This window comes from Actinomyces howellii (genome assembly GCF_900637165.1).
Lineage (GTDB): Bacteria > Actinomycetota > Actinomycetes > Actinomycetales > Actinomycetaceae > Actinomyces > Actinomyces howellii.
Window position 1 is genome coordinate 1,557,601 of record NZ_LR134350.1, and the last position, 24,759, is coordinate 1,582,359.

At 71.6% G+C, this 24,759-nt stretch carries 22 protein-coding genes and 4 tRNA genes; 12 read left to right on the top strand and 14 right to left on the bottom strand.

All coding sequences use genetic code 11. From position 1 onward, the window contains the following. Positions 1 to 14: 14 nt before the first annotated feature. From EL245_RS06670 to EL245_RS06685, 4 genes are all read right to left on the bottom strand, one after another. Positions 15 to 233, bottom strand: coding sequence for a helix-turn-helix domain-containing protein (locus EL245_RS06670; protein ID WP_126382446.1), 219 nt, complete (start codon positions 231 to 233; stop codon positions 15 to 17). Positions 234 to 311: 78 nt separating this feature from the next. Continuing rightward, positions 312 to 551 carry a hypothetical protein gene (locus EL245_RS06675; RefSeq protein ID WP_126382447.1) on the bottom strand — a complete coding sequence of 80 codons (240 nt, stop codon included), beginning with the start codon at positions 549 to 551 and terminating at the stop codon, positions 312 to 314. A gap of 81 nt (positions 552 to 632) precedes the next feature. Next, positions 633 to 980 (bottom strand): GNAT family N-acetyltransferase, encoded by a 348-nt coding sequence (locus EL245_RS06680; protein ID WP_126382448.1) that lies wholly within the window; start codon positions 978 to 980, stop codon positions 633 to 635. Positions 981 to 1,276: 296 nt separating this feature from the next. Continuing rightward, a complete protein-coding gene (locus tag EL245_RS06685) occupies positions 1,277 to 1,513 on the bottom strand; it encodes a hypothetical protein (RefSeq protein ID WP_126382449.1) in 237 nt (78 codons plus the stop codon). Positions 1,514 to 1,904: 391 nt separating this feature from the next. Between EL245_RS06685 and EL245_RS13220 the strand changes: the two genes are divergently transcribed. Beyond that, positions 1,905 to 1,961: transfer RNA gene (locus tag EL245_RS13220), tRNA-Ser, on the top strand. Positions 1,962 to 3,186: 1,225 nt separating this feature from the next. Here the strand turns inward: EL245_RS13220 and EL245_RS06695 are convergent. Next, the gene (locus EL245_RS06695; protein WP_126382450.1) at positions 3,187 to 4,956 is read right to left on the bottom strand and encodes a BCCT family transporter; all 1,770 of its coding nucleotides are present in this window, start codon (positions 4,954 to 4,956) and stop codon (positions 3,187 to 3,189) included. A 375-nt stretch (positions 4,957 to 5,331) separates the two neighbouring features. Next, positions 5,332 to 6,771, bottom strand: coding sequence for a DEAD/DEAH box helicase (locus EL245_RS06700; RefSeq protein WP_232009904.1), 1,440 nt, complete (start codon positions 6,769 to 6,771; stop codon positions 5,332 to 5,334). A gap of 274 nt (positions 6,772 to 7,045) precedes the next feature. Between EL245_RS06700 and EL245_RS06705 the strand changes: the two genes are divergently transcribed. Then, positions 7,046 to 7,555: a gluconokinase gene (locus EL245_RS06705; RefSeq protein WP_126382451.1), complete on the top strand. Its 510-nt coding sequence runs from the start codon at positions 7,046 to 7,048 to the stop codon at positions 7,553 to 7,555. Positions 7,556 to 7,760: 205 nt separating this feature from the next. Here the strand turns inward: EL245_RS06705 and EL245_RS06710 are convergent, their stop codons facing one another. The 3 genes from EL245_RS06710 to EL245_RS06720 form a co-directional block, all read right to left on the bottom strand. Further along, positions 7,761 to 8,594 carry a Fic/DOC family protein gene (locus tag EL245_RS06710; protein WP_126382452.1) on the bottom strand — a complete coding sequence of 278 codons (834 nt, stop codon included), beginning with the start codon at positions 8,592 to 8,594 and terminating at the stop codon, positions 7,761 to 7,763. Positions 8,595 to 8,596: 2 nt separating this feature from the next. Then, positions 8,597 to 8,797, bottom strand: coding sequence for a hypothetical protein (locus EL245_RS06715; RefSeq protein WP_126382453.1), 201 nt, complete (start codon positions 8,795 to 8,797; stop codon positions 8,597 to 8,599). 431 nt (positions 8,798 to 9,228) lie between these two features. Then, positions 9,229 to 10,176, bottom strand: a complete 948-nt coding sequence (locus tag EL245_RS06720; protein WP_126382454.1) for an AraC family transcriptional regulator — start codon at positions 10,174 to 10,176, stop codon at positions 9,229 to 9,231. 187 nt (positions 10,177 to 10,363) lie between these two features. Here EL245_RS06720 and EL245_RS06725 point away from each other — a divergent pair, with 187 nt between their 5' ends. Beyond that, on the top strand, positions 10,364 to 10,861 hold the full coding sequence (locus EL245_RS06725) for an anthrone oxygenase family protein (protein ID WP_126382455.1): 498 nt from the start codon (positions 10,364 to 10,366) through the stop codon (positions 10,859 to 10,861). A gap of 156 nt (positions 10,862 to 11,017) precedes the next feature. Continuing rightward, positions 11,018 to 11,884 (top strand): NmrA family NAD(P)-binding protein, encoded by an 867-nt coding sequence (locus EL245_RS06730; RefSeq protein ID WP_126382456.1) that lies wholly within the window; start codon positions 11,018 to 11,020, stop codon positions 11,882 to 11,884. 33 nt (positions 11,885 to 11,917) lie between these two features. Here the strand turns inward: EL245_RS06730 and EL245_RS06735 are convergent, their stop codons facing one another. The 5 genes from EL245_RS06735 to EL245_RS06755 all read right to left on the bottom strand — a co-directional run bounded on the left by EL245_RS06735 (position 11,918) and on the right by EL245_RS06755 (position 16,007). Further along, a complete protein-coding gene (locus EL245_RS06735; RefSeq protein ID WP_126382457.1) occupies positions 11,918 to 12,841 on the bottom strand; it encodes an EamA family transporter in 924 nt (307 codons plus the stop codon). 70 nt (positions 12,842 to 12,911) lie between these two features. Continuing rightward, the gene (locus EL245_RS06740; RefSeq protein WP_126382458.1) at positions 12,912 to 13,907 is read right to left on the bottom strand and encodes an AEC family transporter; all 996 of its coding nucleotides are present in this window, start codon (positions 13,905 to 13,907) and stop codon (positions 12,912 to 12,914) included. Positions 13,908 to 13,949: 42 nt separating this feature from the next. Continuing rightward, a complete protein-coding gene (locus EL245_RS06745) occupies positions 13,950 to 14,936 on the bottom strand; it encodes an endonuclease/exonuclease/phosphatase family protein (RefSeq protein ID WP_126382459.1) in 987 nt (328 codons plus the stop codon). A 1-nt stretch (position 14,937) separates the two neighbouring features. Continuing rightward, positions 14,938 to 15,432 (bottom strand): peptide-methionine (R)-S-oxide reductase MsrB, encoded by a 495-nt coding sequence (gene msrB / locus EL245_RS06750; protein ID WP_170174831.1) that lies wholly within the window; start codon positions 15,430 to 15,432, stop codon positions 14,938 to 14,940. Between the two features lie 185 nt (positions 15,433 to 15,617). Continuing rightward, positions 15,618 to 16,007, bottom strand: a complete 390-nt coding sequence (locus tag EL245_RS06755; protein WP_126382461.1) for a metallopeptidase family protein — start codon at positions 16,005 to 16,007, stop codon at positions 15,618 to 15,620. A gap of 413 nt (positions 16,008 to 16,420) precedes the next feature. On the opposite strand from EL245_RS06755, the gene EL245_RS06760 reads away from it, so the two are divergent. The 8 genes from EL245_RS06760 (at position 16,421) to EL245_RS06795 (ending at position 24,671) form a co-directional block, all read left to right on the top strand. Further along, positions 16,421 to 16,496, top strand: a tRNA-Glu gene (locus EL245_RS06760). A gap of 39 nt (positions 16,497 to 16,535) precedes the next feature. Continuing rightward, positions 16,536 to 16,609, top strand: a tRNA-Asp gene (locus tag EL245_RS06765). A gap of 61 nt (positions 16,610 to 16,670) precedes the next feature. After that, positions 16,671 to 16,743 (top strand) — tRNA-Phe (locus tag EL245_RS06770). Positions 16,744 to 17,460: 717 nt separating this feature from the next. Then, positions 17,461 to 18,714, top strand: coding sequence for a mechanosensitive ion channel family protein (locus EL245_RS06775; protein ID WP_126382462.1), 1,254 nt, complete (start codon positions 17,461 to 17,463; stop codon positions 18,712 to 18,714). Positions 18,715 to 18,832: 118 nt separating this feature from the next. Beyond that, complete coding sequence (locus EL245_RS06780) at positions 18,833 to 20,125, top strand: glycoside hydrolase family 3 N-terminal domain-containing protein (protein ID WP_126382463.1); 1,293 nt, start codon at positions 18,833 to 18,835, stop codon at positions 20,123 to 20,125. A 149-nt stretch (positions 20,126 to 20,274) separates the two neighbouring features. After that, positions 20,275 to 21,324, top strand: coding sequence for an ABC transporter ATP-binding protein (locus EL245_RS06785; RefSeq protein ID WP_126382464.1), 1,050 nt, complete (start codon positions 20,275 to 20,277; stop codon positions 21,322 to 21,324). Between the two features lie 130 nt (positions 21,325 to 21,454). Beyond that, positions 21,455 to 22,066 carry an NAD(P)H-dependent oxidoreductase gene (locus EL245_RS06790; RefSeq protein ID WP_126382465.1) on the top strand — a complete coding sequence of 204 codons (612 nt, stop codon included), beginning with the start codon at positions 21,455 to 21,457 and terminating at the stop codon, positions 22,064 to 22,066. Between the two features lie 37 nt (positions 22,067 to 22,103). Continuing rightward, positions 22,104 to 24,671 (top strand): ABC transporter permease, encoded by a 2,568-nt coding sequence (locus EL245_RS06795; RefSeq protein ID WP_126382466.1) that lies wholly within the window; start codon positions 22,104 to 22,106, stop codon positions 24,669 to 24,671. Positions 24,672 to 24,759: the final 88 nt, after the last annotated feature.

Below are 24,759 nucleotides of genomic sequence, written 5' to 3' on the forward strand. Positions count from 1 at the left end.
GCATCACAGGTCGGTCACGGACGGCTGCGCTTCCAGCCGAGCAGGCCGTACACGGTCTGCGGGGATACTCCCGCAGACCGGGCGATGCGCGCCTTCGGGGCGCCCACCTCGAGGGCGGCGAGCATGGCGGCGCGGTGCTCCTCGGTCGCCTGGTCGAGGGATGTACGGGCGGTCTCGCAGCGGCGCAGGGCTGCTGCGATGTCGTCCCTGGTGGTGGGCTCGGGTGTGGTCATGGTGTGTCTCCTGCCTGCCCCTGTGGGGCGTGGTGGTGGGAGGGGAGGGGCGGTCGCCCGCCCCTCCCCTGGTGGTCGTCAGACGAGCGGGCAGCCCATAGAGGCCCACGGCCCGTGCTCGCGGATGATGTCCGCGATCTCCGCCCGGCCGATGTCGCCGGCGAGCTCAGCCTCCTCCCGGAGGGCCGCGTAGCTGGGGCGGCCGGTCTGCGCGTAGCGGCGGCCGTAGAACCACGCCCGCAGGTCGTGGTAGCGCACGGCTTCGCGCAGGCGGAGGATGCGGACGGAGGGGTCCAGAGTGGGGTCGGTGACGGGCATGGTCTAGATGTCCTCTCGGTGGGGCGGATGCGGTCAGATCGACAGAAGGGGGGGAGCGCCGGGAGGGGATCGGCGGGTCGGTCACCACTCGTCGGTCTCGGTCTCGGTCTCGTAGATGCTGAGGTCCATGCCGACGATGGCGGCGGCCTGCTCGTCGTCCATGACGTCACCGCCCATGGCGGTAGCGAAGGCGTCACCGTCGGGGGTGCGCCCCCAGGCGGGGATGTGATAGAGGCCCTGCGCGCTGTCGGCGTGCTCGTAGAGCGCGCGGGCGATCCCCTCGCCCTGGCGGTCCTCGTCGACCTCGACGTTGAGGATGAGGCCCGTCTCGTGGGCCAGGAGGAAGCCGACCTCGACACCCTCGTCGAGGGCGGCGTAGCGGGTGCCAGTCAGTCCGTCCTCAGTGGTGGGGGTGGCGGTGATCTCCATGATCGGCTCCTCTCGGTGGGTATCGGGTCCGTCCCGATGACTCAAGTATATGACGTCATATAGTATGACGTCAAGGGGGAAGGTGCATCACAGGTAGATCACGGGCGAGTGCGCTTCCACCCCACTCCCAGGGTGCCCGGGTCGCCACTACGTCGGAGCGTGGAGCGGATGGGGCGATCTTCTCGGCCCCGGGCGCCACCCTCTCCCTGAGGGTGTGACGCCAATCGAGCGAGGCCCCCGCACCATCCGTGGTGCCGGAGCCTCACTCTTGGCGCTTCGGTGGCCCCGTACATGGCCTAGGCGTCGTCGCTCTTCGGGAGGGTGTGCCGCTTCACAGACGCCCAGAACTCGCCCTCACTGACGGCGATGACGTGGCGGTAGCTAAGTCCCTCGCCGATGGTGCCGAGAACTTCGTTGGCGATGGCGTCGACGTTGTAGCCCCCAGCACCGACCTCTTCGTCGGCAATGTCGAGAACTGTGATGATCCCACCATAGATGGCTTCGCTGCGGGTGTTGTAGGTGCCGGCCTTCATCGCGCTCCCTTTCCTCTCTCATCGGGTCCGTCCCGATACACCTAGTATATGACGTCATATAGTGGGGGTCAAGGGGGAAGTCGCATCACAGGTAGGTCACGGGCGCGGCGGGGGGGGGGCGATACGGGGCGCTCACGAGGAGCGGGGCTCACGAGCGCCTCGCTTTGGGGGAAACCGGGGCGCATCTGGGGTGCTCGCGAGGTGAGGCGCTCACGGGCGACCGGTTAGCGACTCTGGGGTGGGGTGCAGAGGTGGCCCGGGTGCGCCCACTCGGGCCGACCCGGGACAGAGTGGGCGAGATGGCTACCAGTGCGGCTACCGCGTCAGCCGGGGCGTCCCGGAGAGTGCGGACCTTTGCCCGCGGATACACCGATCCGAGACGGAGATGCTCGCCAGGTGCTGCGGACTTTTAATCCGAAGGTCGTGGGTTCGAGCCCCACGGGGGGCACCCGCAGCAAGCCCGGGATCCCACGATCAAGTCGGTCCCGTCCATCGGTGGCCCAGTAGGAGACGTCGACGCCCGCATCGTCGTCGAGCGCGTGCGGTTGGCCGACGATGTCCCGCTCGCACTCGAACGGGCCACGCCTCCCGGGGACTTCCCGTCCTGGAGGCGGACCTGGAGAACGGCCCCCTGCACGAGGCCATGTCGGACACAGGGGGCGACCTGGGCCGGGCGGCCGGTGCCGTCACCGGCCGGCGGGTCGAGAGCAAGCGGACGGCGTACCTCGCCTCCCGGTGGGAGGTCGACACCGTCTCCTTCGTCGCAGCGCCCACGCCCATGACGATCGGTGAGGCCTTCCTCCGCCTTATCGACGCAGGAATAGACCGGATGGGTATCGGCTGCCGCTCGACACCCGCCGTCCTCGGCCTCGCCGAGGACCCCGCGGAAGCCTCTGGCGGCCAGGGAAGCCGGAGCCGCCACGGCAAGCGGCTACTGATCCGTGGACGCACGCGGCACCCACGCAGGCTTCCGGTCAGGGCACCCGACCTTCCGGCAGCATCGTCGGGAGGGCGCGTCGCCGGGACGTCGTGCGCACGGCCGCACGGGTCGGGGGCAACCCGCCGCCCAGACCCGCATGACAACCTCTTCACTAGAGACAAGCTTGTCTGGTCGGATGCGTTCGCGCCCAGGTCCCTGTCCACAGCGCCAGAACGGGCACGATCACCTCGGACGCACGTCAGGACAGCTCCCCTGCTCCCGTTGAGCACCTCGTCCGCGTGGCTCCGCTGAAACCACCGCGGCGACACACGAGACCCTCGCCCGTGCACAGGCAAGTCGCAACGGGCGACCTGCCGACGGCGTGCCGAGGCCTGCTGACGGCCCGTCACCAGGCATCCCGGGGATCGCCCTGAGATCGTGCTGAGATCGCCCAGGAGCACCCCGGGCGGGCATTCCCCCTCCTGCTGTCCCGGACCTTCCCCGGCCATGACTGACGCCGAGGTCCTGTCCCTGGCCGTCACGGCGCCATCGCTGCGCCTCGACCTCCCCTCGACCGGTCATGTGACTCTCGACCGGGAGATCGCAGTCACATAGACGGTCGAGGATTACATGACCGGTCGAGGAACACATGACCGGTCGAGGCAGGGCGGTCCGGGCGGGCGGGCCGGAAGGTCGCGAGACTCCGAGGACGATCGGGACGGGGCCGAGCTCAGCAGCCCTGGACCGCCCCGCCTCAGCTTCCGCCGGCTGCGCCCGTCCCGGCCGATCCGGTCTCGTCAGCCGTGGACTTGTCGGCCGTGGGGACGCGCGAGCCGACGCCCTGGCCCGGAGCCGTGCGGTCCACCGAGAGGGCGAAGTCGTCCCCGTGGGCGCTCACGCCCTGGACGACGGCGTGGTCGATGGCCTCGGCCGCGTACTTGCCGCGCACGATCCGCGGGTCGGTCTGGAGGTCGCGCATGAGCGCGACGACCATGGCGATCATGACGACGAGGAAGGGCAGGCTCGCCACGATCGTGATCGACTGGAGGCCGGCGAGGGCGTTCTCGCCGCCGATGACGAGCATGATCGCGGCAACCGCCCCGGTCACGATTCCCCAGAAGACGACCGTCGAGCGCCTGGGCTCGATGGTCCCGTTCTCCGACAGGGTGCCCATGACGATCGAGGCGGCGTCGGCCCCCGAGACGAAGAAGATCGCGACGAGGACCATGACGAGCACCGAGGTGACCTGCTCCCAGTGCATCGTGCCCAGGAGGGCGAAGAGGGTCGCCTCGGCGTCGCCCGCCTCCGACAGCCGCTCACCGGCCTGCTCGGCGTGGATCGCGCCTCCGCCGAAGATGGCGAACCACACGAGCGAGACCATGGAGGGCAGGAGCAGCACACCCGAGACGAACTGGCGGATGGTGCGGCCCCGCGAGATCCGGGCGATGAACATCCCGACGAAGGGCGTCCACGACACCCACCACGCCCAGTAGAAGATCGTCCACCCCGAGAGCCAGTCGTTGGCGTCCGGCCCGGAGGCACCGGTCATCGAGGACATCTGCATGATGTTCTGCATGTAGGTGCCCAGCGTCGTCGGCAGGAGGTTGAGGATGAAGACGGTGGGGCCCAGCACGAAGACGAACAGCGCGAGCACGACCGCCAGCACCATGTTGATGTTCGACAGGTACTGGATCCCCTTGCTCACGCCCGACACCGCCGAGACGATGAAGCAGATGGTCAGGATGGTGATGAGCACGACGAGGAAGACGTTGCCGACCTCCCCCGCCCAGCCCACGATCTGGGCACCCTTGGCGATCTGCAGGACGCCCAGGCCCAGGGAGGTGGCCGAGCCGAACAGGGTGGCGAAGATCGCGAAGATGTCGATGATCTTGCCCGCGGGCCCGTAGCTCTGACGCTTGCCGATCAGGGGCTCGAAGACCGCCGAGATCGTCAGCGGCCGCCCCTTGCGGAAGACGCTGTAGGCGATGGCCACCCCGACGACGGCGTAGATGGCCCACGGGTGGAGGCCCCAGTGGAACAGGGTCGTCGCCATGGCGGTGCGCACGGCGTTGGCGTCACCGGGCTCGACGGTGCCCGGAGGCGGGGCGACGAAGTGGGACAGGGGCTCGGCGGCTCCGTAGAACATGAGGCCGATGCCCATGCCCGCGCTGAACATCATGGCCACCCACGACGTCGTGGAGAACTCGGGGTCCTCCCCGTCACGGCCCAGGGGGATGGCGCCGTAGCGGCTGGCTGCCAGCCACAGGATGAAGAAGACGAAGCCGGTCGCGGCCAGGGCGAAGAGCCATCCGGTGTTGTCGACGACCCAGGCGAGACCCGCCTGGGAGGCGCTGCCCAGCGACTGGGGCGAGCCCACGCCCCACAGGACGAATGACAGCGAGACGACCGCCGTGACGCCGAAGACGATGGTGTCGAGCTTGCCCGGCTGCTCGTCCCCCAGGTCCTCGGCCATGGGTTCGAGCGCGGGGTGGTTGGCGTCGAGGACCTTGCCCTGTCGGGTCATGCGGGCGATGCCCGCTGAGGACTGCTGGAGGAGGGTGCGTGTGCGCCGACGCCCTGCGGGGCGATCGGCGGGCCGGATGCGCCAGGAGGTGGGGCGACGGACGGAGGGACGGGGTGTGGGTTCCGTGTCAGGGGCCTGCACAGGCTGAACTTCCTCACATGCAATCGACGACGAGGACCCATTCAGCCTATAAGACGTCCTGTCGTGACCGCAGGCCAGGTCACGAGCCGGTCACGCCGCGGTCGGTCGCGCCGCCGCGTAGCGGCAACGATAACCAGGAATCCGCGCGATCTTGGACACATCCGCCCCTGACGCGGCCCAGACGCGGCCCAGACGCGACCCGGACACCGCCCCGACGCGCCCCGGGCGCAGCCCTTAGCGCTGTCGGCTCCCCGGTCCGGGGCCCCTCCCACGACCCTGCCCGCTGCGGGTGCGGCCCGCGCCGCCGCCGGCGCCTGCGCGCCCCGAGCCCCCGGCACCACGGGGCCGACCGGCGTTGGCGCCCTGCCCGCGCCCCTGCGCCTCGGCACCGCGTCGGCGCGCCGCGCCGGAGGACCGCGAGCGCCCCGCCCGCCCCTCCTTGGAGCGCCCGGCGGTCCCACCGCCCTTGACGGCGACGCCCTCGGGCATGTCCGCCGCCGCGACGACCGGGGCGACCTGACCGACGAGCTCGGTCACGACGTCGTCGCCGGGGCGGACCTTCTCGATGCCGGCGCGGATCCGCGCCTTCTTGAGCAGGACCTCGACGTCGTGCCTCTGCTCGGGCAGGACGAGGGTGACGACCACGCCCCGGGCGCCGGCGCGGGCCGTACGCCCCGAGCGGTGGAGGTAGGCCTTGTGCTCGGCGGGGGGATCGACGTGCACGACGAGCTCGACGCCCGAGACGTCGATACCGCGCGCGGCGATGTCGGTGGCCACGAGGACGTGAAGGGCCCCGGAGGTGAAGGCGCCCATGGCGCGCTCGCGCGCGTTCTGGCTCATGTTCCCCTGCAGCTCGGCTGCGGGGATGCCCGCCTGGGTGAGCTTGCGGGCCAGGCGCCGGGCCAGGTGCTTGGTGCGCGTGAACAGGATCCGGCGTCCGGTCCCGGAGGCCAGCCGCATGACGACCTCGTCCTTGGCCGCCTTGTCCGGCACGAGCAGGACCCGGTGGTCCATCGACTGCACCGGTGCGACCGCAGGGTCCACCGAGTGCAGGAGGGGGTCGTTGAGGAACTCGTCGACGATGGCGTCGACGCCGTTGTCCAGCGTGGCCGAGAACAGCATCCGCTGGCCCGTGCGGGGCGTGGCCCGCAGGATGCGCCGCACCCCCGGGAGGAACCCGAGGTCGGCCATGTGGTCGGCTTCGTCGAGCACGGTGACGGCGACCTCGTCGAGGCTGACCACGCCCTGGCCCATGAGGTCGAGGAGGCGACCGGGGCAGGCCACGACGACGTCGACGCCCTGGGACAGGGCCTTGACCTGCGGCTTCTGGTTGACTCCTCCGAAGATGGTCGTGACGGTCATGTCGACCTCGCGCGCCAGGGGCGCGATCGTCTCGGCGATCTGGAGGGCCAGCTCCCTCGTCGGGGCGAGGACCAGGCCGATGGGGTGCCCGGGGCGGGCGCAGTCCTCGTCGGCCAGGCGCTGGACGAGCGGCAGGCTGAAGGCCAGGGTCTTGCCGCTGCCGGTGCGGCCACGGCCCAGGACGTCCCGGCCGGCCAGGGTGTCGGGCAGCGTGGCCGCCTGGATCGGGAAGGGCTCGGTGAATCCGCGGGAGGCGAGGTCGGCCACGAGGTCGGAGTCGACTCCCAGCGAGGCGAAGGTGGTGTGGGGCACGGGTGTCCTGTCAGTCGGTGCCGCCCGGTCGGGAGGCACGGGGGTGCCGGCGTCCGGGGCTCGACGGCGCGGGACCCGCGTGGGGCCGACGCCGGAACCCAGGCACCAGCCGGGCCGCGGCGGGACGCCGGGCCGAGGTGCCATTGTGCCCTACCGACCTCCCGGAGGCGCGGGAGGCGCCCCGAGCCTGCGCCGCCGTGCTGCACCGCGCTGTTCCTGGGATGATCGTCCCCGTCCCCGCGCAGCGCGCATGAGCAGACCGAGGAGACCAGGCATGCCCCGTCCTGTCGACCACCTTGTCGTCATGGGCGTGTCTGGCTGCGGCAAGACGAGCGTCGCCTTCCGCCTCGGCCACCTCCTGGGACGGCCGGTGGCCGAGGCCGACGACTTCCACCCCGAGTCCTCGATCCTCACGATGCGCCGGGGCCTGCCCCTGACCGACGAGGACCGTACCCCCTGGCTGGAGTCCCTGCGGTCCTGGATGAGCGAGCAGGCCGGGCGCGGGGTGCGCACGGTCGTCGCCTGCTCGGCCCTCAGGCGCTCCTACCGTGACCTGCTCTCCGGAGCCGAGGGCAGGGTCCTGTTCGTCCACCTCCTCGTCGACCGCACGGAGCTGCGCCGGCGCGTGGCGCAGCGTCCCGGGCACTTCATGCCGGCCAGTCTCCTGCCCTCCCAGCTGGCGGCGCTCGAGCCGCTGGAGCCGGACGAGGACGGCGTCGTCGTCGCCTCACGCCCCACCCCCGAGCAGACGGCGGAGGCGGTCCTCGACTGGGTCGCGGGCTAGGTCGGCGATGCTGGTGGCCTCGATGAGCCAGTCCGACGATGCACGCCCCTCAGCCTTCACTCCCGGTGGGAGAGGCTCGATGTACTCGTGCTCGCCCCTGCCGCATGATCGACGACGATGCGCTCGCACCCCACCACCTCCGGAGACTCTATCTGGGCGTGCGGGTTCTGCTCCCCGGTGGACCCCCGGGCGTGCCGGACCGCGCTTACCGTCGCCGCCCACGATGCTGCCGACTCTCGCCGTCGTCCTCGGGGCGGTACAGCCGGGAGGCCCGCTCCTCGATCTGAGCTCTCAGCCGCTCCGGGGTCATGTCCTGGCGCTCATGGCGCCCCAGGCTGGCCGCGGGCACGATCTCGCGCGCCAGCACCTGCGCCAGGCGGTCGTTGCTGCCCGTCGCCTGGCTGTAGAAGCGCGCCGCCACGAACTCCTCGCGCCCTCTCGTGCCCGGCACGAAGCGGGCTGGCTCCAGCCTCCAGCCGGCCTGCGCCGCCAGCTGGGAGAAGAACACGAACTGGCTGCGGGTGTTCCCCTCGCGGAAGCTGTGGATGACGTTCAACTCCCCCCACACCTCCGCCAGCGCTACCGCGAAGGCGTCATGGTCCAGCCCGCGCAGCAGGTCCTGGTCCGCGAGCCGCCGGTACTGCTCTTCGGCAGCCCGCCCCAGCTCGGGGCCCGCCGGGTAGTACTGGTAGGGCACCTTGGGGGCGCGCGGGTCCCCCACGTCGAAGTGCACGACATCCTGGCCCGTCTTGACCATGAATGTCGCCGGCCCCACCCGCTCCTGGCCGGCCCACTCGTACACGTCCTGGAAGACGTACCGGTGGATTGCCTTCATGTGCGCATAGTCGAAGCACCCCTCGATCGGGCGTGCTGCCAGCTCGATGAGCCTCGACCTGGCATGAAACTCCTCCAGGCTCCGCAGCCTGACCGGATCGGTCTCCCCACAGGGCGTCCCCGGACCCGTGAACTTATTGCGCAGAACAGACGTACCTGGGATGAAGTAGTCATCCCAGGTACGAAACACGTGCCGGCGGGCCATCCTCAGCGGCCGATGAGGTACCGCCGACCGAGCCGGCGGGCCTCGTCGGCCGAGAGGTCACCGCGCGCCTGGAGCGCTGCCAGCTTGTTGAGGTACGGGTCCGTGACCTCGTGGCCAGCCAGGGCCAGCGCTGCGTCTGCGAACGCCACCCGCTCCCGAGCCTCAGCCTCCTCGGGAGTACCCATCACAGGAGTGCTTGCCATCACCGATCTCCCTCTCAACATCTTCGCTCATTCTACCCGAACACCCGAAACCCGTCTATGTCCCATTTCGGGACGATTGTGTTTCGGTGACGAGTTCCAGCTGGACGGCGCCCGCGCCACCGCGGGGTCGCCCTTCCGTGCCAACCACGCCCCGGGACCAATCGTTGGCGGGATCGTCACCACGCGCGAATCTATGATCTCTATCGCCCCCAATAGTGAGGTCTTCTCGCCGAGATCGTTTTGCGGGTGCGATGAAGACCTGGGGGACGGGGACAATGTCATGGGTGGAGCCAGGCACCGTCGGCGAGACCCACACCGGGAACCCGGCGGTATCGGTGACGACCTGGAGGGTCTCGTGGGTGGCCGCGGTTGGCGGTGGCCGGCCAGACGTCCCGAGCAGTCCCGGCCGCCCTCCAGTGGGCCTGGAGCAGTCAGCGGTCGCGTGACGCGGCGGCCGCGGCACGAAAGTCGCGGGGGCTCACACCGTACCGGCTCTTGAAGGCCGAGGAGAGGCTGAAGGGGCTGGAGTATCCCACCTGGTGCGCGATGGCGGACAGGGTGGCGTCGCCGCGATCGAGGAGGTCTGCGGCGGTCGCCAGCCTCCACTGGGTCACGTAGGTCATGGGAGCCACGCCGAGCGTGGCGTTGAAGCGTCGGGTGAGACTTGCGCGAGAGACGCCTGCGAGCGCCGCGAGCGACTCGACGGTCCACCTGCGCGAGGGGTCAGCCCGTACCGCCTCGGTGGTCCTGCGGACCACCTCGTCCCGGGAGGCCGACAGCAGGCTCGCGCCGTTCGGCGTCCCCTCATCGACCCAGGCCCGCAGGGTCGTGACGAGCAGGACGTCCAGGAGCCGGTCCAGGACGCTGGACTGTGCGATCCCGTCGTGGGCGGTCTCGCGGGCCAGCAGGCTGACCAGCTCGGGGACCGGGGCGCTCACGAGGAACCACGGAGGCAACGACTGGAGTATGAGCCGCCCCAGCTCGGATCGGTGTCGGTAGGTGCCCACCAGCAGCTGATCCTCACCCTGGGGGTCATTGCCCCACGTCCGGACACCGGCCCTCAGCTCCTCGGACAGGTCGCGGCCGTCCGGGCCCGAGCACACCTGACCGATCCCGATCCTGACCCCACCGTCCCAGGGCTGCTGGTCCGAGCTCAGGGTGTAGCTCGTCGGCGAGCGCACGACAAGGACCTCCCCGGCCTCGAATCGGCGCGAAGGCGATCCGTCTGCCGCCACCCACGCCCCACCGCGCAGGGCGGTGACGATGGACAGGGGCGCCTCGTCCTCCACCGTCACGGACCAGGGCCTGCCCATGGCCACGCGCAGCAGGAACGCCTCACGAGCATGGGGCTGGGCCAGGACGTCCTCCAGCAGGTCCATGCGCCCGAGCCTAGTCCCACGGTCTCATGGCGGGACTGGCGGTGCCGGGAGCCCGAGTCGACGCCGCATGGGATCGAGTCGCTGCCCCATGGCGCGGTGAGCGGCTCGCCGGTGGAATGGGGGTGGGCAGGCGGCGGCCAGGGCGGGGATCGTCCGGTGCCCGCCGGGTTCGTCGAGAGAGGGAGTCATGTCATTGATCAACGTCGTGTCCGCGTGCGGCGCGGTCGGATCCGCCGTCGTCGGCGGCGTCTACGCCAACTTCTCAGCGCGGGTCATGCCTCGGCTGGCTTCCCTGCCGGACGCCGAGGCGATCGAGACCATGCAGCGCTTCAACCGACAGGCGCTGGAGCTGCCGTTCACGACCTTCTTCTTCGGCTCTGCGGTCGCCAGCGCCTGGTCCGTCGTGCACGGCCTGAGAACGCAGGAGCGAACGGCCGGAGACTGGGTCTGCACCGCCGGAGGTGCTCTCTACCTGGCCGGCTGGGTGATGACCATCGTCTACAACGTGCCGCGCAACAACCGCCTGGCCGACGTGGCGGCGGGAACCGCTGAGGGCTCCCAGGTCTGGCACATGTACCTGGATGAGTGGACCTCCGCCAATAGCGTGCGGGCCGTTCTCACGCTCCTGGGCGCCGTCGGGCTGGGCGCCGGAACCGTCATGAGGATCCTCTCCGACCGTCAGTGAGGCGGACCGGCCCACCGTGCCGTCAGTGACCAGCGGGACCGGCCCACCGCCGCCAGAGCCGCTGCGTGCCGGGCTCACGCCGCCCCGCAGCGCACCTCACCCGAGAACACCAGCCACGCATAGCGAACGACGTGACAATGACATGAAGGAGTCACCATGTACGTCATCTCCGGAGCCACCGGCCGCATCGGCTCGGCCGTCACCGACCTCCTGCTCGACGCAGGCCACGCGGTCCGTGTCGTCGTCCGCCGGCCGCAGGCCGCCACCGACTGGACCACCCGAGGAGCCCAGGCGGCCGTCCTCGACCTGCGTGACGCCCCGCGCCTCACCGAGGCCCTCGACGGCGCGACAGCCTTCTTCGCGATGATGCCCTTCGACCTGTCCGTGCCGGATCTCGACCAGTACGCCGAGGACGTGGCGCAGTCCGTCTCGACGGCGGTCAGGGACTCCGGTGTCGGCCACACCGTCATGCTCTCCTCCGGCGGTGCGGACCTTGCCGAGGGAACCGGGCCGATCCTGGGCCTGCACCGCATGGAGGAGGCGCTCGCGCTCACGGGGACGGTCGTGACCGCGCTGCGCCCGGGGCACTTTCAGGAGAAGTTCGAGGACGTCCTCGGATCCGTCCTCAACGAGGGGGTCTTCCCGGTCTTCGCCTCGAGCGCGGACACGCCCCTGCCCATGGTGGCCACCCGCGACATCGCGCACATCGCGGTCCAGGAGCTGCTGGCGGGCGCACGCACCAGTGAGGCCGTCGACATCATCGGCCCGGAGTACACCGAGCGTCAGGTCGCCACGTCGCTGAGCAACGCCCTGGGACGACCGCTCACGGTCGTGCCGATCCCCGAGGCCGGCTGGGAGAGCGCCCTCGTGGAGGCCGGATACTCACCTCATGTCGCCCAGAGCCTGGTGGACCTGTTCCGGGCGGACGAGCGCGGGCAGCTGGGTCCGCGCGGCGACCGGGGCGTCCGCGCGACCACGGATATCGACACCACGGTCGAGCAGGTTCTCGCGCGCACTCCCTGAGCCCGGCCGCAGCGGCACAGGGTGCTCGCTGGCTCAGCGCCCGTCCACCCGGCCGGTGGGCGGCGCGGGGCGCCTGGTCGTGCCCGCCAGCGCGACGGCGGCGCTGATGAGGATCAGGCCGAGGACCTCCCAGGCGTTGGGCACCTGGCGCAGCATGACCAGGCCCACGAGCAGGGACGTCGCGGGCATGAGGGAGGACAGCAGGGCGAAGGCGTCCGAGGTAAGACGCCCCATGTTGACCTGGTCGAGGCCGTAGGGGATGACCGTCGACATGACGCCTACCCCCAGCACCATGAGCAGGCTGCTCATGTCCTCGAGCGCGACCGTAGCGGTCGGCGCCGCCACCGGCAGGTAGACGAGCGCTCCGGTGGCTGAGGCCACGGCCAACGAGTCCACGCCCCCCGCCCCCGCCACACGTCGCCCCAGGAGGATGTAGGCGGCCCAGGCCGCCCCGGCGCTGAGCGCCAGGACCACGCCGAGGCGCTGGGAGGCGTCGGACAGGTCCAGGCCGAAGCCCGAGATCGCCGCGACCCCGACCAGGGCGAGGACCGCGGCCACGCGCGGCCGCCACCCCCGTCCCGTCGTCAGGGCGACGACCACCGGGCCGAGGAACTCCAGGGACACCGCCGTCCCCAGCGCCAGGTGCTCGATGGAGGCGTAGAAGATGACGTTCATCGTCGACATCGCCACCCCGAACAGAGCCGCGGTCCCAAGGGCCCGGCGCGTCCAGCGCCGTCTCCAGGGGCGGCGCCAGGCCAGCAGGACGAGGGCGCCCATGACCAGCCGCCACCACGCGACGGTCGTGGCGGGCATGACGGCGAACAGACCCACCGCCAGCCCCGCCCCCACGTAGGTCGAGGTCGCCGCGCCGATGAACAGCAGCGGTGCCGGCACGGCGCGCAGCACGGCACCGGGGCGGGCGATGAGCGGCCCTTCGGACCGGCGGGAGGACAGCACGCCCCCATTGTGCCCGGCTCCGCCCCCGCGCCTCAGGGCGTGGCCACTCCCCTGCGGCCGGGCCGCGCGCTCAGCCCAGGAGCGCCGCCGCGAGCAGGACGACCGGCACGAACCCGACGGTCGTGAGCAGCACGGCGTCGCGCGCCAGGGACTTGGCCGCCCCGTAGCGGGAGGCGTACATGAAGACGTTCTGCGCCGTGGGCAGGCAGGCCGTGGTGACCGGCACGAGCAGGGCCCCGCCCCGCAGCCCGAGCGCCAGACCCAGCCCCAGGGCGAGGGCGGGCAGCACGAGGAGCTTCCAGGCGACCGCCATCCCCAGCGCCAGCCGCTGCCCGCGCCCCTGCCCGGGGCCGTCGTCGGCGAGACCACGGCTCGTGCCGGCGGCGGGCGCGGGCTCGCCCGGGGGCCTGGCCCGCGACGCCGCCAGGCTCATCCCCAGGGCGAGCATCATGAGCGGTACGGCGGTGCGTCCGAGCAGGTCGACGAGCTCGTGGAGGTGACCCCCGAGCACCCCCGGCAGGTCGATGCCCCCGAGGTTGATCGCGGTCCCCGCCACGACGGACAGGACGAGGGGGTTGCGCAGCGGGATCGTGTAGGTCGCCAGGCGCGACGGGTTCCCCCGGCGGGTCACCGTGTCCAGGATCGCGAAGGTGGCGGGGGTCAGGACGAGGAGCTGGAGGAGGAGGACGGGGGCGATGGGCGCCGCGTCGCCGACGACGAGGACGAGCACCGGGATGCCCAGGTTCGCGGCGTTGACGTAGCCCGAGGCGAGTGCGCCGATCGTCGCCTCGGCGACCCCCGTGCGCAGGACGAGGCGGTGGACGAGCCAGGCTGAGACGATGCCGATCATCTCGGCGCCCAGGCAGGCCGCGGTCACGGCGCTGAGCACCGCGGTGAGGTCGGCCTCGGCCAGGGTCGTGACCATGAATGCGGGGGTCGCCGCGAAGAAGCACACCCGGGTCAGAACCGTGTCGGCCCGCCGGTCGACCGCCCCCGTGCGCACGAGAGCCCAGCCCACGGCGATGACCGCCGCGAAGACGGCGAGCCCGCCGACGACCTCGGCCATCAGCCGGTCGCGGGCGGGGTGGCCGGGCGGGGGCAGTTCATCTCAGGCCACCGGCTCGAGGTCCACCCAGGTGCCCGCGTGGTCGGAGACGATGAAGGTCCGGGTGCCCGAGCCGACGACGGCCAGCACGGGGGTCCCGGGCTCGGGCGCCTGCGAGCCCCCGAGGGCGTCGGGGCCCAGCGGGCGCCCGTCGGGCCCGACCGGCCACGGGTCGGTCAGGACGTGGTCGATCCGGTGGTCGGGCCGCGCGGCCGGGAAGGTCCCCCCCTCCCCGACCTGGCGGGCCAGGCCCAGGCCCGCGACCTGGTGGGGCCGCATGTTGAGGTCTCCCCCCAGGAGGTGGGGGCCGGGCAGCGAGGCGAGCGCCCCCCAGGCCGCTGCGAGCTGGGCGGAGGCGACGTCGAGCCTCGTGGCCAGGTGCGTGGAGGCGACGCTCAGCCCCGTCAGGCCGGGCACCGCCCCCGCGGGGAGGCTGATGGTCGCGGCGACCATGTTGCGCATCGTCGAGGTGAACAGGGCGTAGGAGCGTGGGTCGAGGGCTCGCTCGCCGCGGCGCACGACCGTGGCCGGCCCCCTGCCCAGGCGCTTGACGTGCCAGGAGGACACCGGGTGCCGGGTGAGCAGCGCGTTGCCGAAGCCGGCGGGCGGACGGCCCTGGAGGGCCCGGACCGGCCCGAGGAGGTCGTCGGTGTGCCCTGCCAGCGCCGATCGCAGGGGACGACGGCGCAGCCCGGCCACCGGGCCGGCGTAGGTGGCGGCGAAGCGGTGGTCCTCCCACCCCAGGCGCTCGGCGATGACCGCCGTCTGGTCGAGGTGTCCCGAACGCGCCTGGCCGTGGTCGACCTCCTGGAGCAGGACGACGTCGGGGTCCAGCTCGGCGATCTGGTCGGCCAGGGCGACCAGCACCGCCCGGGCCGTACCGGGGTGGCTGATGTCAGCGCCGGCCAAGGAGCCGGCCCCGGCGCTGCCGTCGCCCGCCCCGGCCCCTGGCTGGCCGTGCTGGAGGTTGAGAGTCAGGACGCGGAGCATGTCAGTCCTCCCTTCTCACGGGGGCGGGGGCACCGCCGGGGCCGTGGGCGTCCTCCGGGGCCGCCAGACCGTCCCGGCTATCCGGAGCGTCCCGGTCGTCCCGGCCGTCACGGGGCGCCGCCTCGAAGCTGAGGCTCACGGAGTTCATGCAGTAGCGCTGGCCGGTGGGCGTGGAGGGCGCGTCGTCGAAGACGTGCCCGAGGTGGCTGTCGCAGCGGGCGCAGCGGACCTCGGTGCGCACCATCGCGTGGGAGGTGTCCGTGTGCAGGGTCACCGCCTCCGAGCGCGAGGGGTCGTAGAAGGAGGGCCACCCGCAGTGGGAGTCGAACTTCGTCGAGGAGCGGAACAGCTCGGCACCACAGGCCCGGCAGCGGTAGACCCCCTCGCGGTTCTCGTGGAGGAGCGCCCCGGTCCCCGGACGCTCGGTACCCGCCTCACGCAGGACGTGGTACTCGAGCGGGTCGAGCAGGGTGCGCCACTGGGCGTCGGTGCGCACGACGGCGACCGGGTCGAGGACCGGGTCGGCAACGGGTTCGTCGGGCGCACCCGCCCGACGCTCGGCGGGGATCGCGGCTGAGGATCGGATCGGCTCTGTCACGGCCCCATCGTCGCGCGCCGGGGCCTGGCGCGCGAGCACCGTTCACGCACCGGGGAACCGGGCAGGGGGCACGCGGACCCGGGTCAGTCCCAGCCGAGGTCGTGGAGGCGGGCGTCGTCGATGCCGAAGTGGTGGGCCACCTCGTGCAGAACAGTGACCCCCACCTCGTCGACCAGCTCCTCGCGGCTGGAGCACCAGCGCTCCAAGGGCCCCTTGAAGATGAGGATCCGATCGGGCAGGACACCGGACCAGCCGCCGTCGCGCTCGGTCAGGGGGACGCCGTCGTACAGGCCCAGAAGGGTGGGACGACCCTCGTCGTCGTAGTCGGCTGCGCTCAGCATCTCGGCCTCGGGCTCGTCGAGGACGAGCACGACGACGTTGTCCATCTGCTCGGCCAGGTCCTCAGGGATCGCGTCCATCGCGTCGGCGACCGCCGCCTCGAAGTCCTCCTCGGACAGGTGCACGGGGCTCATGCCCGGAGCCTGCCACGGCCCGCGGCGACACGCCACGACCAGCAGGCACCGCCCAGCCGACGGCACCGCCCAGCCGACGGCACCGCCCAGCCGACGGCACCGCCCAGCCGGTGGCACCGCCCAGCCGGTGGCCGGACGGTGCGGGGACGGAAGGGCAGGCAGAGGGCGGGTGGAACCAGCGCGTGCCACCCGGGGCCCGGACCGGCGCGTGCTCCCGATCGCCCACGGCCCCGGCACCTGCACCTGCACCTGCACCTGCACCGACGATCACCCCGGTCCCAGACCCGAGATCCCGGGAGAAAGTGGCCACACAGGAGCGGTGAGGAGGGTCACGCCCGGGGGATTTGCCTCCGAGGAGAGTCGACCCCTAGTGTTCTCACTGGTTCGAGGCGCGACGACGCCGAGGGCACCAGGCCCCCATCGTCTAGCGGCCTAGGACCCCGCCCTTTCACGGCGGTAGCACGGGTTCGAATCCCGTTGGGGGTACCAACCGGTGCAGTGAGAACACTCGGCACTCGTGCCACACGAGGCCTCGTGGCGCAGTTGGTTAGCGCGCCGCCCTGTCACGGCGGAGGTCGCGGGTTCAAGTCCCGTCGAGGTCGCGGAGAGGGTCGGTCAGGGCAGCAGTGCTCCTGACCGACCCCATCCCATCCACCACCCTACGGCTCTGTAGCTCAGTTGGTAGAGCGTTCGACTGAAAATCGAAAGGTCACCGGATCGACGCCGGTCGGAGCCACTGCGACAGGCCCGGTTCCCACAAGGAACCGGGCCTTCGCTCTGTTCGGGAGTCTGTCAGCTGCCTCCCTCACTCAGCGAAATCAGCGTCTGCCTCCCGGGCGTCCATTGGTGGGGGCGCAGACTGGCGGCGTGTTCGTACCGGGCTGGCGCCGCGTTCGTACCTTCGGCACCGTGTTCGTACCTTCGGTGTCGACTTCGCACCTACCTCCCGGCGCGTTCGTACCTTCCGCATCGGGTGCGTACCTTGATCGTGCGCTCTGGACGCACAAGGTACGAACGCAGGTACAGGCGGGGGCCTGGGCACCGACTGAGGTCCAGATCCCGCCACCGACGACGCGCTCTCAGTACCGGCTTCGTATCCTCAACATCGCGTTCGTACCCTCGGCACCGTGTTCGTACCGGGCTCGCCGCGCGTTCGCACCTTCGGCACCGTGTTCGTACCCGGTTCACGCCGCGTTCGTACCTTCGGTGTCGGGTGCGTACCTTGATCGTGCGCTCTGGACGCACAAGGTACGAACGCGGGACCAGGCGGGCCCGATGAAGCGTCAGGTGCGCATGGGTCAGGTGCGCATGAGTCGGGTGCGCGTGGATCGGGATGGAACCCGTGGGGACCCGTCCCACGCAGGCTGCGAGCCGGATCGGGTCTCGCCCCGGTGAGACCGCCCGGCGCGCCGTCACACAGCGGCGACCCAGGGTCGCCACCTACCCTGATGCCATGGCGACGACTCCCCTGTCCTCCGCGTTCCCGCTGGCACGGTTCATCGCGCTGACCACCGACCCGGCAGCCGATCCTGCGGCCACCGCGAGCGCCGAGCCCACCGCGAGCGCAGAAGCCACAGCGACCGCCGAGGCCACCCCCACCGCAGAGCCCACGACCTTCCCGGCCGACGAGACCACCGAGGCCGTCGTCGAGGCGACCCTCGACCTTCTGACCGTGGCATGGCACGCGGCCCTGGGCGCGCTCGTCGGACTGGTGATCGCCCTGACCACCCTCATCGTCCTGGGCCACCTGGGCAGGCGCAGGTCCTTGTACGCCGAGGTCGTCCGCTTCGCCCGCATGCCGTTGTACGTCTTCGCGGGGGTCCTGGGCGGCTACCTCGGGGTCCAGATCGCGATCGCCGACGTGTCGATGTCCGTGCCCCAGAAGTACGCCGTCCACGCGATCCTCATCGGCGTCATCCTCTCGGGCACCTGGGTCCTGGTCAGGCTCGTCAAGGCAGCGGAGTCCTCGATCGTCATCGGTGTCGCCGCGGGCGACGACGTCGGCAGGGCCAACCGGGTGACCACCCAGACCCAGATCATGCGCAGGGTCATCGAGGCGGTCATCATCGTGTGCGGCCTGGTCGGGGCGATCATGACCTTCCCCAGTGCCCGCATCGCCATGGGGTCCCTCCTGGCCTCGGCGGGCCTCATCTCCGTGGTCGCCGGTCTCGCTGCCCAGTCGACGCTGAGCAACGTCTTCGCCGGCGTCCAGCTGGCCTCCACCGACGCGATCCGGGTTGACGACACCGTCGTGGTCAACGGGGAGCAGGGCTTCATCGAGGAGATCACCCTCACCTACGTCGTCGTGCGCTCCTGGGACGACCGCCGGATCATCTACCCGTCGAGCTACTTCACGCAGAACCCCTTCGCCAACTGGTCGCGGCGGGGCACGGAGCACACCGGCACCCTGACGATCGACCTCGACTGGCGGGTCCCGGTCCAGTCGGTGCGCGAGCAGGTCGAGCACATCGTCGAGGACGACGAGACCTGGGACAAGCGTTCGGTGGCCGTCGACGTCACGGACACCTCCGGGGGGACGGTCACCCTGCGCGTCGCCCTGTCGGGGGCCAACCCGGCCGACGTCTTCACCCTGTCCTGCCACGTGCGTGAGCAGCTCGTCGGCTGGCTGCAGCGCGAGCACCCCGAGGCCCTGCCGCGCACGCGCGTCCTGCTCGAGCCGACCGGGGCCGCAGCGCCCCAGCAGTAGCGGGCGGTCAGCGGCTCGGACGGTTCGGAGGGCCCGGACGGCCCGGACGGCTCGAACCGCCCTGCCGCGCGGGCAGGGCTGCGGCCAGGACCCGGGCGGCAGGTCTATCGTGCTGGGCATGGAGGAGGACCGTCCGCACCCGGCACAGCACCCGCACGACGACCGGGGACCGCACCCGGTGCTCCCACGGCGCCGCCCGCTCCTGCTGGCCGCCGCCCTGGGCGGGCTGGGAGGCGCGACGGCCCTGGCGGGGTGCGCCGAGGGCTCACCCGGGGGCCCGACGAGCCCGGCCCGACCCGCGGCCGACGGGACTACCGCGGCCGGTGGGACACCCGCGGCCGGTAGGACGCCCGCGGCCTCGAGCGCCGGGCCCACCCAGGAGGCGCTCGAGGGGTGGACCCTTGAGGAGAAGATCGGCCAGCTCATCATGGTCGGGGTCGACGCCGCGTCGCCGCAGGCGGTCTCCACCTCCGCGATCACCTCCCACCACGTCGGCAACGTCTTCGTCTCGGGCCGCACACGCGCCGGCGCGGCCGCGGTCCACGCGACGATCTCCTCGGTCACCGCCCTGGCGGGGCCGGGCACGACGCACGGCGCCCCCTTGCTCGTGGCCACCGACCAGGAGGGCGGCCAGGTCCAGGTCCTGTCGGGACCGGGCTTCTCCTCCATCCCCTCGGCGCTCGACCAGGCGAGCCTTGACAGGGACGAGCTCGTCGCCTCGGCGCGCACCTGGGGCGAGGAGCTGGCCGCCGTCGGAGTGACGATGAACCTCGCCCCCGTGGCCGACCTCGTCGACGTGCCGGATCCTGCGGACAACGGGCCGATCGGGGCCTGGGAGCGGGAGTACGGGCACGACGCCGCCACCGTCGAGGCCCAGGCGGGTGCCTTCGCCGAGGGCATGGAGGCCGCCGGGGTCATCGCGACCGTCAAGCACTTCCCCGGCCTGGGCCGGGTCTCGGGCAACACCGACACCGCCTCCCAGGTCGTCGACGCCTCGACGGCACGCACCGACGACCCCGCCGTGTCGGTCTTCGCCCAGATGATCGAGCAGGGGGCCAGGGCGGTCATGATGTCCTCGGCCGTCTACTCGCGGATCGACCCGCAGGCGCCCGCGGTCTTCTCCGAGGTCGTCGTCACCGGGATGCTGCGTACCGACCTGGGGTACACCGGGGTCGTCATGACCGACGACCTGTCGGCCGCCGTCCAGCTTAAGGACTGGGACCCCGGTGAGCGTGCCGTCCTGGCGATCACGGCGGGCTGCGACCTCGTCCTGGCCTCAGGGGACCCCTCGGCCGCCGCGGCGATGGCCGAGGCCCTCGTGGAGGCGGCCGGATCCGACCCCGACCTGGCGGCTCGGGTCGACCAGTCCGTCGAACGGGTCCTGGCACTCAAGGGCGTCCTCCAACCCTGAGAGGGGTCGGGCGACCCAGGTCCAACGTCCCGCTCGTGCCGTCCGCGGGCAGTGGCCATACCGCCGGGGCCCGCGTCAAGCAGGCACGAGGGAGGACCCGCAGTGACACGCAACCCACATGGCAGGGCCGGAACCGCTAGTGTCGCCCCATGGGCAAGCACACCCCGAACAGCACCGACGCCTCCGCAGCGCGCCACCTGGAGACCGGGCGCCCGGGACGCCAGGCCAAGACCTCGCGGAGCCGTGTGGCTCGCGAGGGCTCGGCCCTCGTGGCTCACGGGCCCGTGGGAGACCCGGTGGTCACCGCCCGCAACCTCTCGAAGGTCTACGGCCGGGGTGACAACGCCGTGACCGCCCTCGACTCGGTCGACGTGCACATCGCCCGCTCGCGCTTCACCGCCATCATGGGCCCCTCGGGCTCAGGCAAGTCCACGCTCATGCACTGCCTGGCGGGGCTCGACTCGGTCACCTCGGGGACGATCCACCTCGACGGGGAGGAGATCTCCGCAATGAGCCAGCGTCGGCTCACCAAGCTGCGGCGCCGGCGCATCGGCTTCATCTTCCAGTCCTTCAACCTCGTGCCGACCCTGACGGCCGAGGAGAACATCACCCTGCCCCTCGACATCGCCCGCGTCAGGGTCGACCGGGAGCGCTTCGACCGCGTGGTCGAGACCATCGGGCTGCGCGACCGTCTCACCCACCGTCCCGCCGAGCTCTCCGGGGGCCAGGTCCAGCGCGTGGCCTGCGCCCGCGCCCTCGTGGGCAGCCCGGCGGTCGTCTTCGCCGACGAGCCCACCGGCAACCTCGACTCCCGGTCCACCGACCAGGTCCTGTCGATCCTGCGCTCGAGCGTCGACGAGATGGGCCAGAGCGTCGTCATGGTCACCCACGAGCCCGACGCCGCCGCCTGGGCGGACACCGTCATCTTCCTGCGCGACGGACGCGTCGTGGCAGAGATGAACCAGCCCGACCGGGACCGGGTCCTCGACGCCCTCCACGAGCTGGGCTCCCCCGAGGGCCCGCACATCGGTGTCGGCGACATTCAGCAGGAGGTCGACGAGGCGTGGGCGCAGCCCCAGCGAACGGCGCCCACCGGAATCCGCCAGCCGAGCCAGGCCGGCAAGAGCACAGGAAAGGAGTGGTCAGACGAGGACTCCCGGGCAGACAGGCCGTCAACCGACCCATGGGGCATCGGTTGACCGGCACCCTCCCGCACCTCGTGCACGAGGTCCGCACGACCGCCACAGACCGCAGGCACCTGCAGGCCGGCACGCTCACCCGCGCCCCGTCACGCCCTGCGATCCGACCGACGATCCCTGAAGGAATCCAGTGACGCGAACAACGATCTTCCTGTACCACCCCCACCTCGACCAGTCGACGGTCAACCTCCGGCTGGCCCAGGCCGCCGAGGGCCTCGAGGGGGTCCAGATCCGCGACATGTACTCGATCTACCCTGATTTCGAGATCGACGTCGACTTCGAGCAGAACCTGCTGGAGGAGACCGACAGGATCATCCTCCAGTTCCCCATGTACTGGTACTCCTGCCCTCCCCTGCTCAAGAAGTGGGAGGACGACGTGCTCACCTACGGCTGGGCCTACGGCTCGACCGGGGACGCCCTGCACGGCAAGGAGCTGCTCATCGCCACCTCCGTGGGCGCCCCCGCCTCGCACTACACGCGGGTCGACGGCGGTAGGCGCTCGGTCATGGACCTGATCATGCGCCGCCCGCGCACGCGGGACACGACGGTCGCCGGGTACACGGTCCACGACCTGCTGCGCCCCTTCCAGACGATGAGCGACCTCGTGGGCACGCACTACCTCCAGCCCTTCGTCACCCCCGGGGCCGCGACGATCGTCCCCGCCGACCTCGAGGCACGCGCCAAGGCGTACGCGCGTTACGTCGTCTCACGCAAGATCCCGGTTCTCGGCCCCTACGGCTGAGCACCGCACCACACCCCGCACCCGAGAGGACCGAGCCGTGATCCGCGTCGCCTGGCGCTCCATCCGAGCCCACATCAAGCAGTTCCTCCTGACGACCCTGGCTGTCGTGCTGGGCGTTGCCTTCCTGTCGGGCACGCTGGCGCTGCGCTCGGTCATGTCGGACACCTTCTCGGCCCTGACCGACTCGACCTACACCGCCGACATCTACGTCTCGGGCCAGCCCCTCGAGGGCACCGAGGGGACCTCGACGGTCATGACCCAGCCGATCCCCGGGTCCCTGGTCGACGAGATCGCGCAGGTCGACGGCGTCGCCTCGGCGCGCCGCGAGGCCTCCCTGACCGGGACGCTCGTCGGAGCCGACGACACCCCCGTGACCTCCCAGGGGGCGCCCACCATCTTCGTGCCCCTCTACCCCGACGAGAAGGGCCTGTCCTGGATCCAGGGACGCAGCCCCTCCGGCGCGGCCGAGATCGCCCTGGAGTCCGGCGCCCTGGAGAGGTCAGGGCTCGCGGTGGGCGACACGACGCATATCGTCGTGCTCGGCACGCCGATGGAGGTCACCATCGTCGGGGAGTACAGCTTCGGCACGACGATGGCCGGCGCGACCCTCGTGGGCATGGACGCGCAGTGGCTCCTGCCCACGGCCGCCCCCGACGACCAGGTCACCCAGATCTCGGTGCTCGTCGACGAGGGCGCCTCAGTCGCTCAGGTCAAGGACGCCATCGCCTCGGCCCTGTCCGCCGACGTCCAGGTCCTCACCCGCCAGGAGGCCATCGACCAGACGAACGCCTACGTCGAGCAGATCCTCGGCTTCATCCAGACCTTCCTCCTCGTCTTCGTCGTCCTGGCGATGTTCGTCGGCTCCTTCATCATCATGAACTCCTTCGCGATGAGCGTGCGCCAGCGCGTCAAGGAGTTCGCGCTCCTGCGAGCCGTGGGAGCCTCCCCCCTGTCGGTCTTCAGCACCGTCTTCCTCCAGGCCGTGGTCGTCGGGGCCGTCGGCTCGGTCCTGGGCGTGGCGGCGGGGGCAGCGCTGCTGGCCGGCCTCGTCGCCGTGCTCGAGGCCGTCGGCATGCCCCTGCTCGAGGGCGTGCCGATGACCGCCCAGGTCATCGGGGTCTCCCTGACGGTGGGCATGCTCGTCACGATCGTCGGTGCGCTCCTGCCTGCGCGCGAGGCCGCCCTCACCCACCCGGTCGAGGCCATGCGCGGGGTGTCGGGGGCGCGGGAGAAGCCGCTCGTCGTGCGCACGGTCCTGGGCGGCACGGTCCTGGCCCTGGGGACGGCCGCCGTCATCGCGGCATGGGCCGCCGAGGGGCTCAACGGGCGCAGCCTCGTGCTGGGGCTGGGCGCCGCCGGGCTCATCATCGGCCTGCTCGTCGTCTCCCCCGTCATGGCCCGGCCGGTCGTCGCCCTCCTCGGGCTGCCCTTCCGCCTCCTGCGGCCCTCGGGCCGCCTGGCCACCCGCAACATCGTGCACAACCCGCGCCGCACCGCCAACACCTCGGGCGCGCTCATGGTCGGCATGGCCGTGGTCTGCGCAGGGGCCACCCTGGCCGCCTCGGTCAACTCCTCGGTCTCGGACATCGTCACCGACTCGATGCGGGCCGACTTCATCGTCCAGCCGAGCTCGGCCTCGATGAGCTCCCAGATCCCCGCGGAGATGGCCACCCAGATCGCCTCCCTCGACGGCGTCGAGGCGGTCGCGGCCTTCACCGGCTACACGGTCTCCGCCGTCCTGCCCGACGGCACCCAGGAGCCGTCCTCGATGCTCAACGTCGTCCCCGGAGCCTCCTACACCGACTTCTACGACCTGTCCCTCCAGTCCGGGTCCCTCGAGGACCTCGACGCGACCCACGTCGCGGCCTACTCCGGCACCGGCCTGTCCGTGGGCGACACGGTCACGCTCACGGGGCCGACCGGCTCCCTCGAGGTCGTCGTGGCCGCCGTCGTCGACCCCGACGGCGTGGAGGGCAGCTTCTACGCCACGCCTGAGCTCGCCGTCCAGGTCGGGTCCTGGGCCGGGGCGACCCCTGCTCAGGCGGACCAGGTCCTGGCCACCCCGATGGGTATGTTCATCTCGTTGCGCGATGGCGTCGACGCCGAGGCGATCCGCGACCAGGTCGAGGAGATCCTGGCCCCGACCTACCAGTACTCGGTGCTCGACTCCACCGAGCTGTCCGACCAGATCGGCCAGCAGGTCAACCAGGTCCTCGGCGTCCTCTACGCGCTGCTGGGCCTGTCCATCGCCATCGCCGTGCTCGGCATCGTCAACACCCTCGTGCTCTCGGTCTCCGAGCGCACCCGCGAGATCGGTCTCATGCGGGCCGTCGGCCTGAGCAAGTCCCAGCTGGCCGGGGAGATCATGGTCGAGTCGGTCCTCACCGCCCTGTACGGGACCGTCGTCGGCGCCGCCGCGGGCATCGTCCTGGCTGCCGCGCTGCGCAGCGTCCTGGAGGAGGAGGGCCTGACCGTCCTCGTCGTCCCCTGGGGCCAGCTCGCCGGGATGCTCGTCCTGTCGGTGCTCGTCGGCGTCGCGGCTGCGCTGTGGCCCGCGCTGCGCGCCTCGCGCCTTCCGGTGCTCGAGGCCATCGCCACCGAGTAACCGCGCCCACCGGCCCGGCCGCGCCTGGGCTCGGGCCGGGTCGGCTCGGGTCGGGCCGGGCAGGCCTACCGGAGCCCGTCGCACTCCG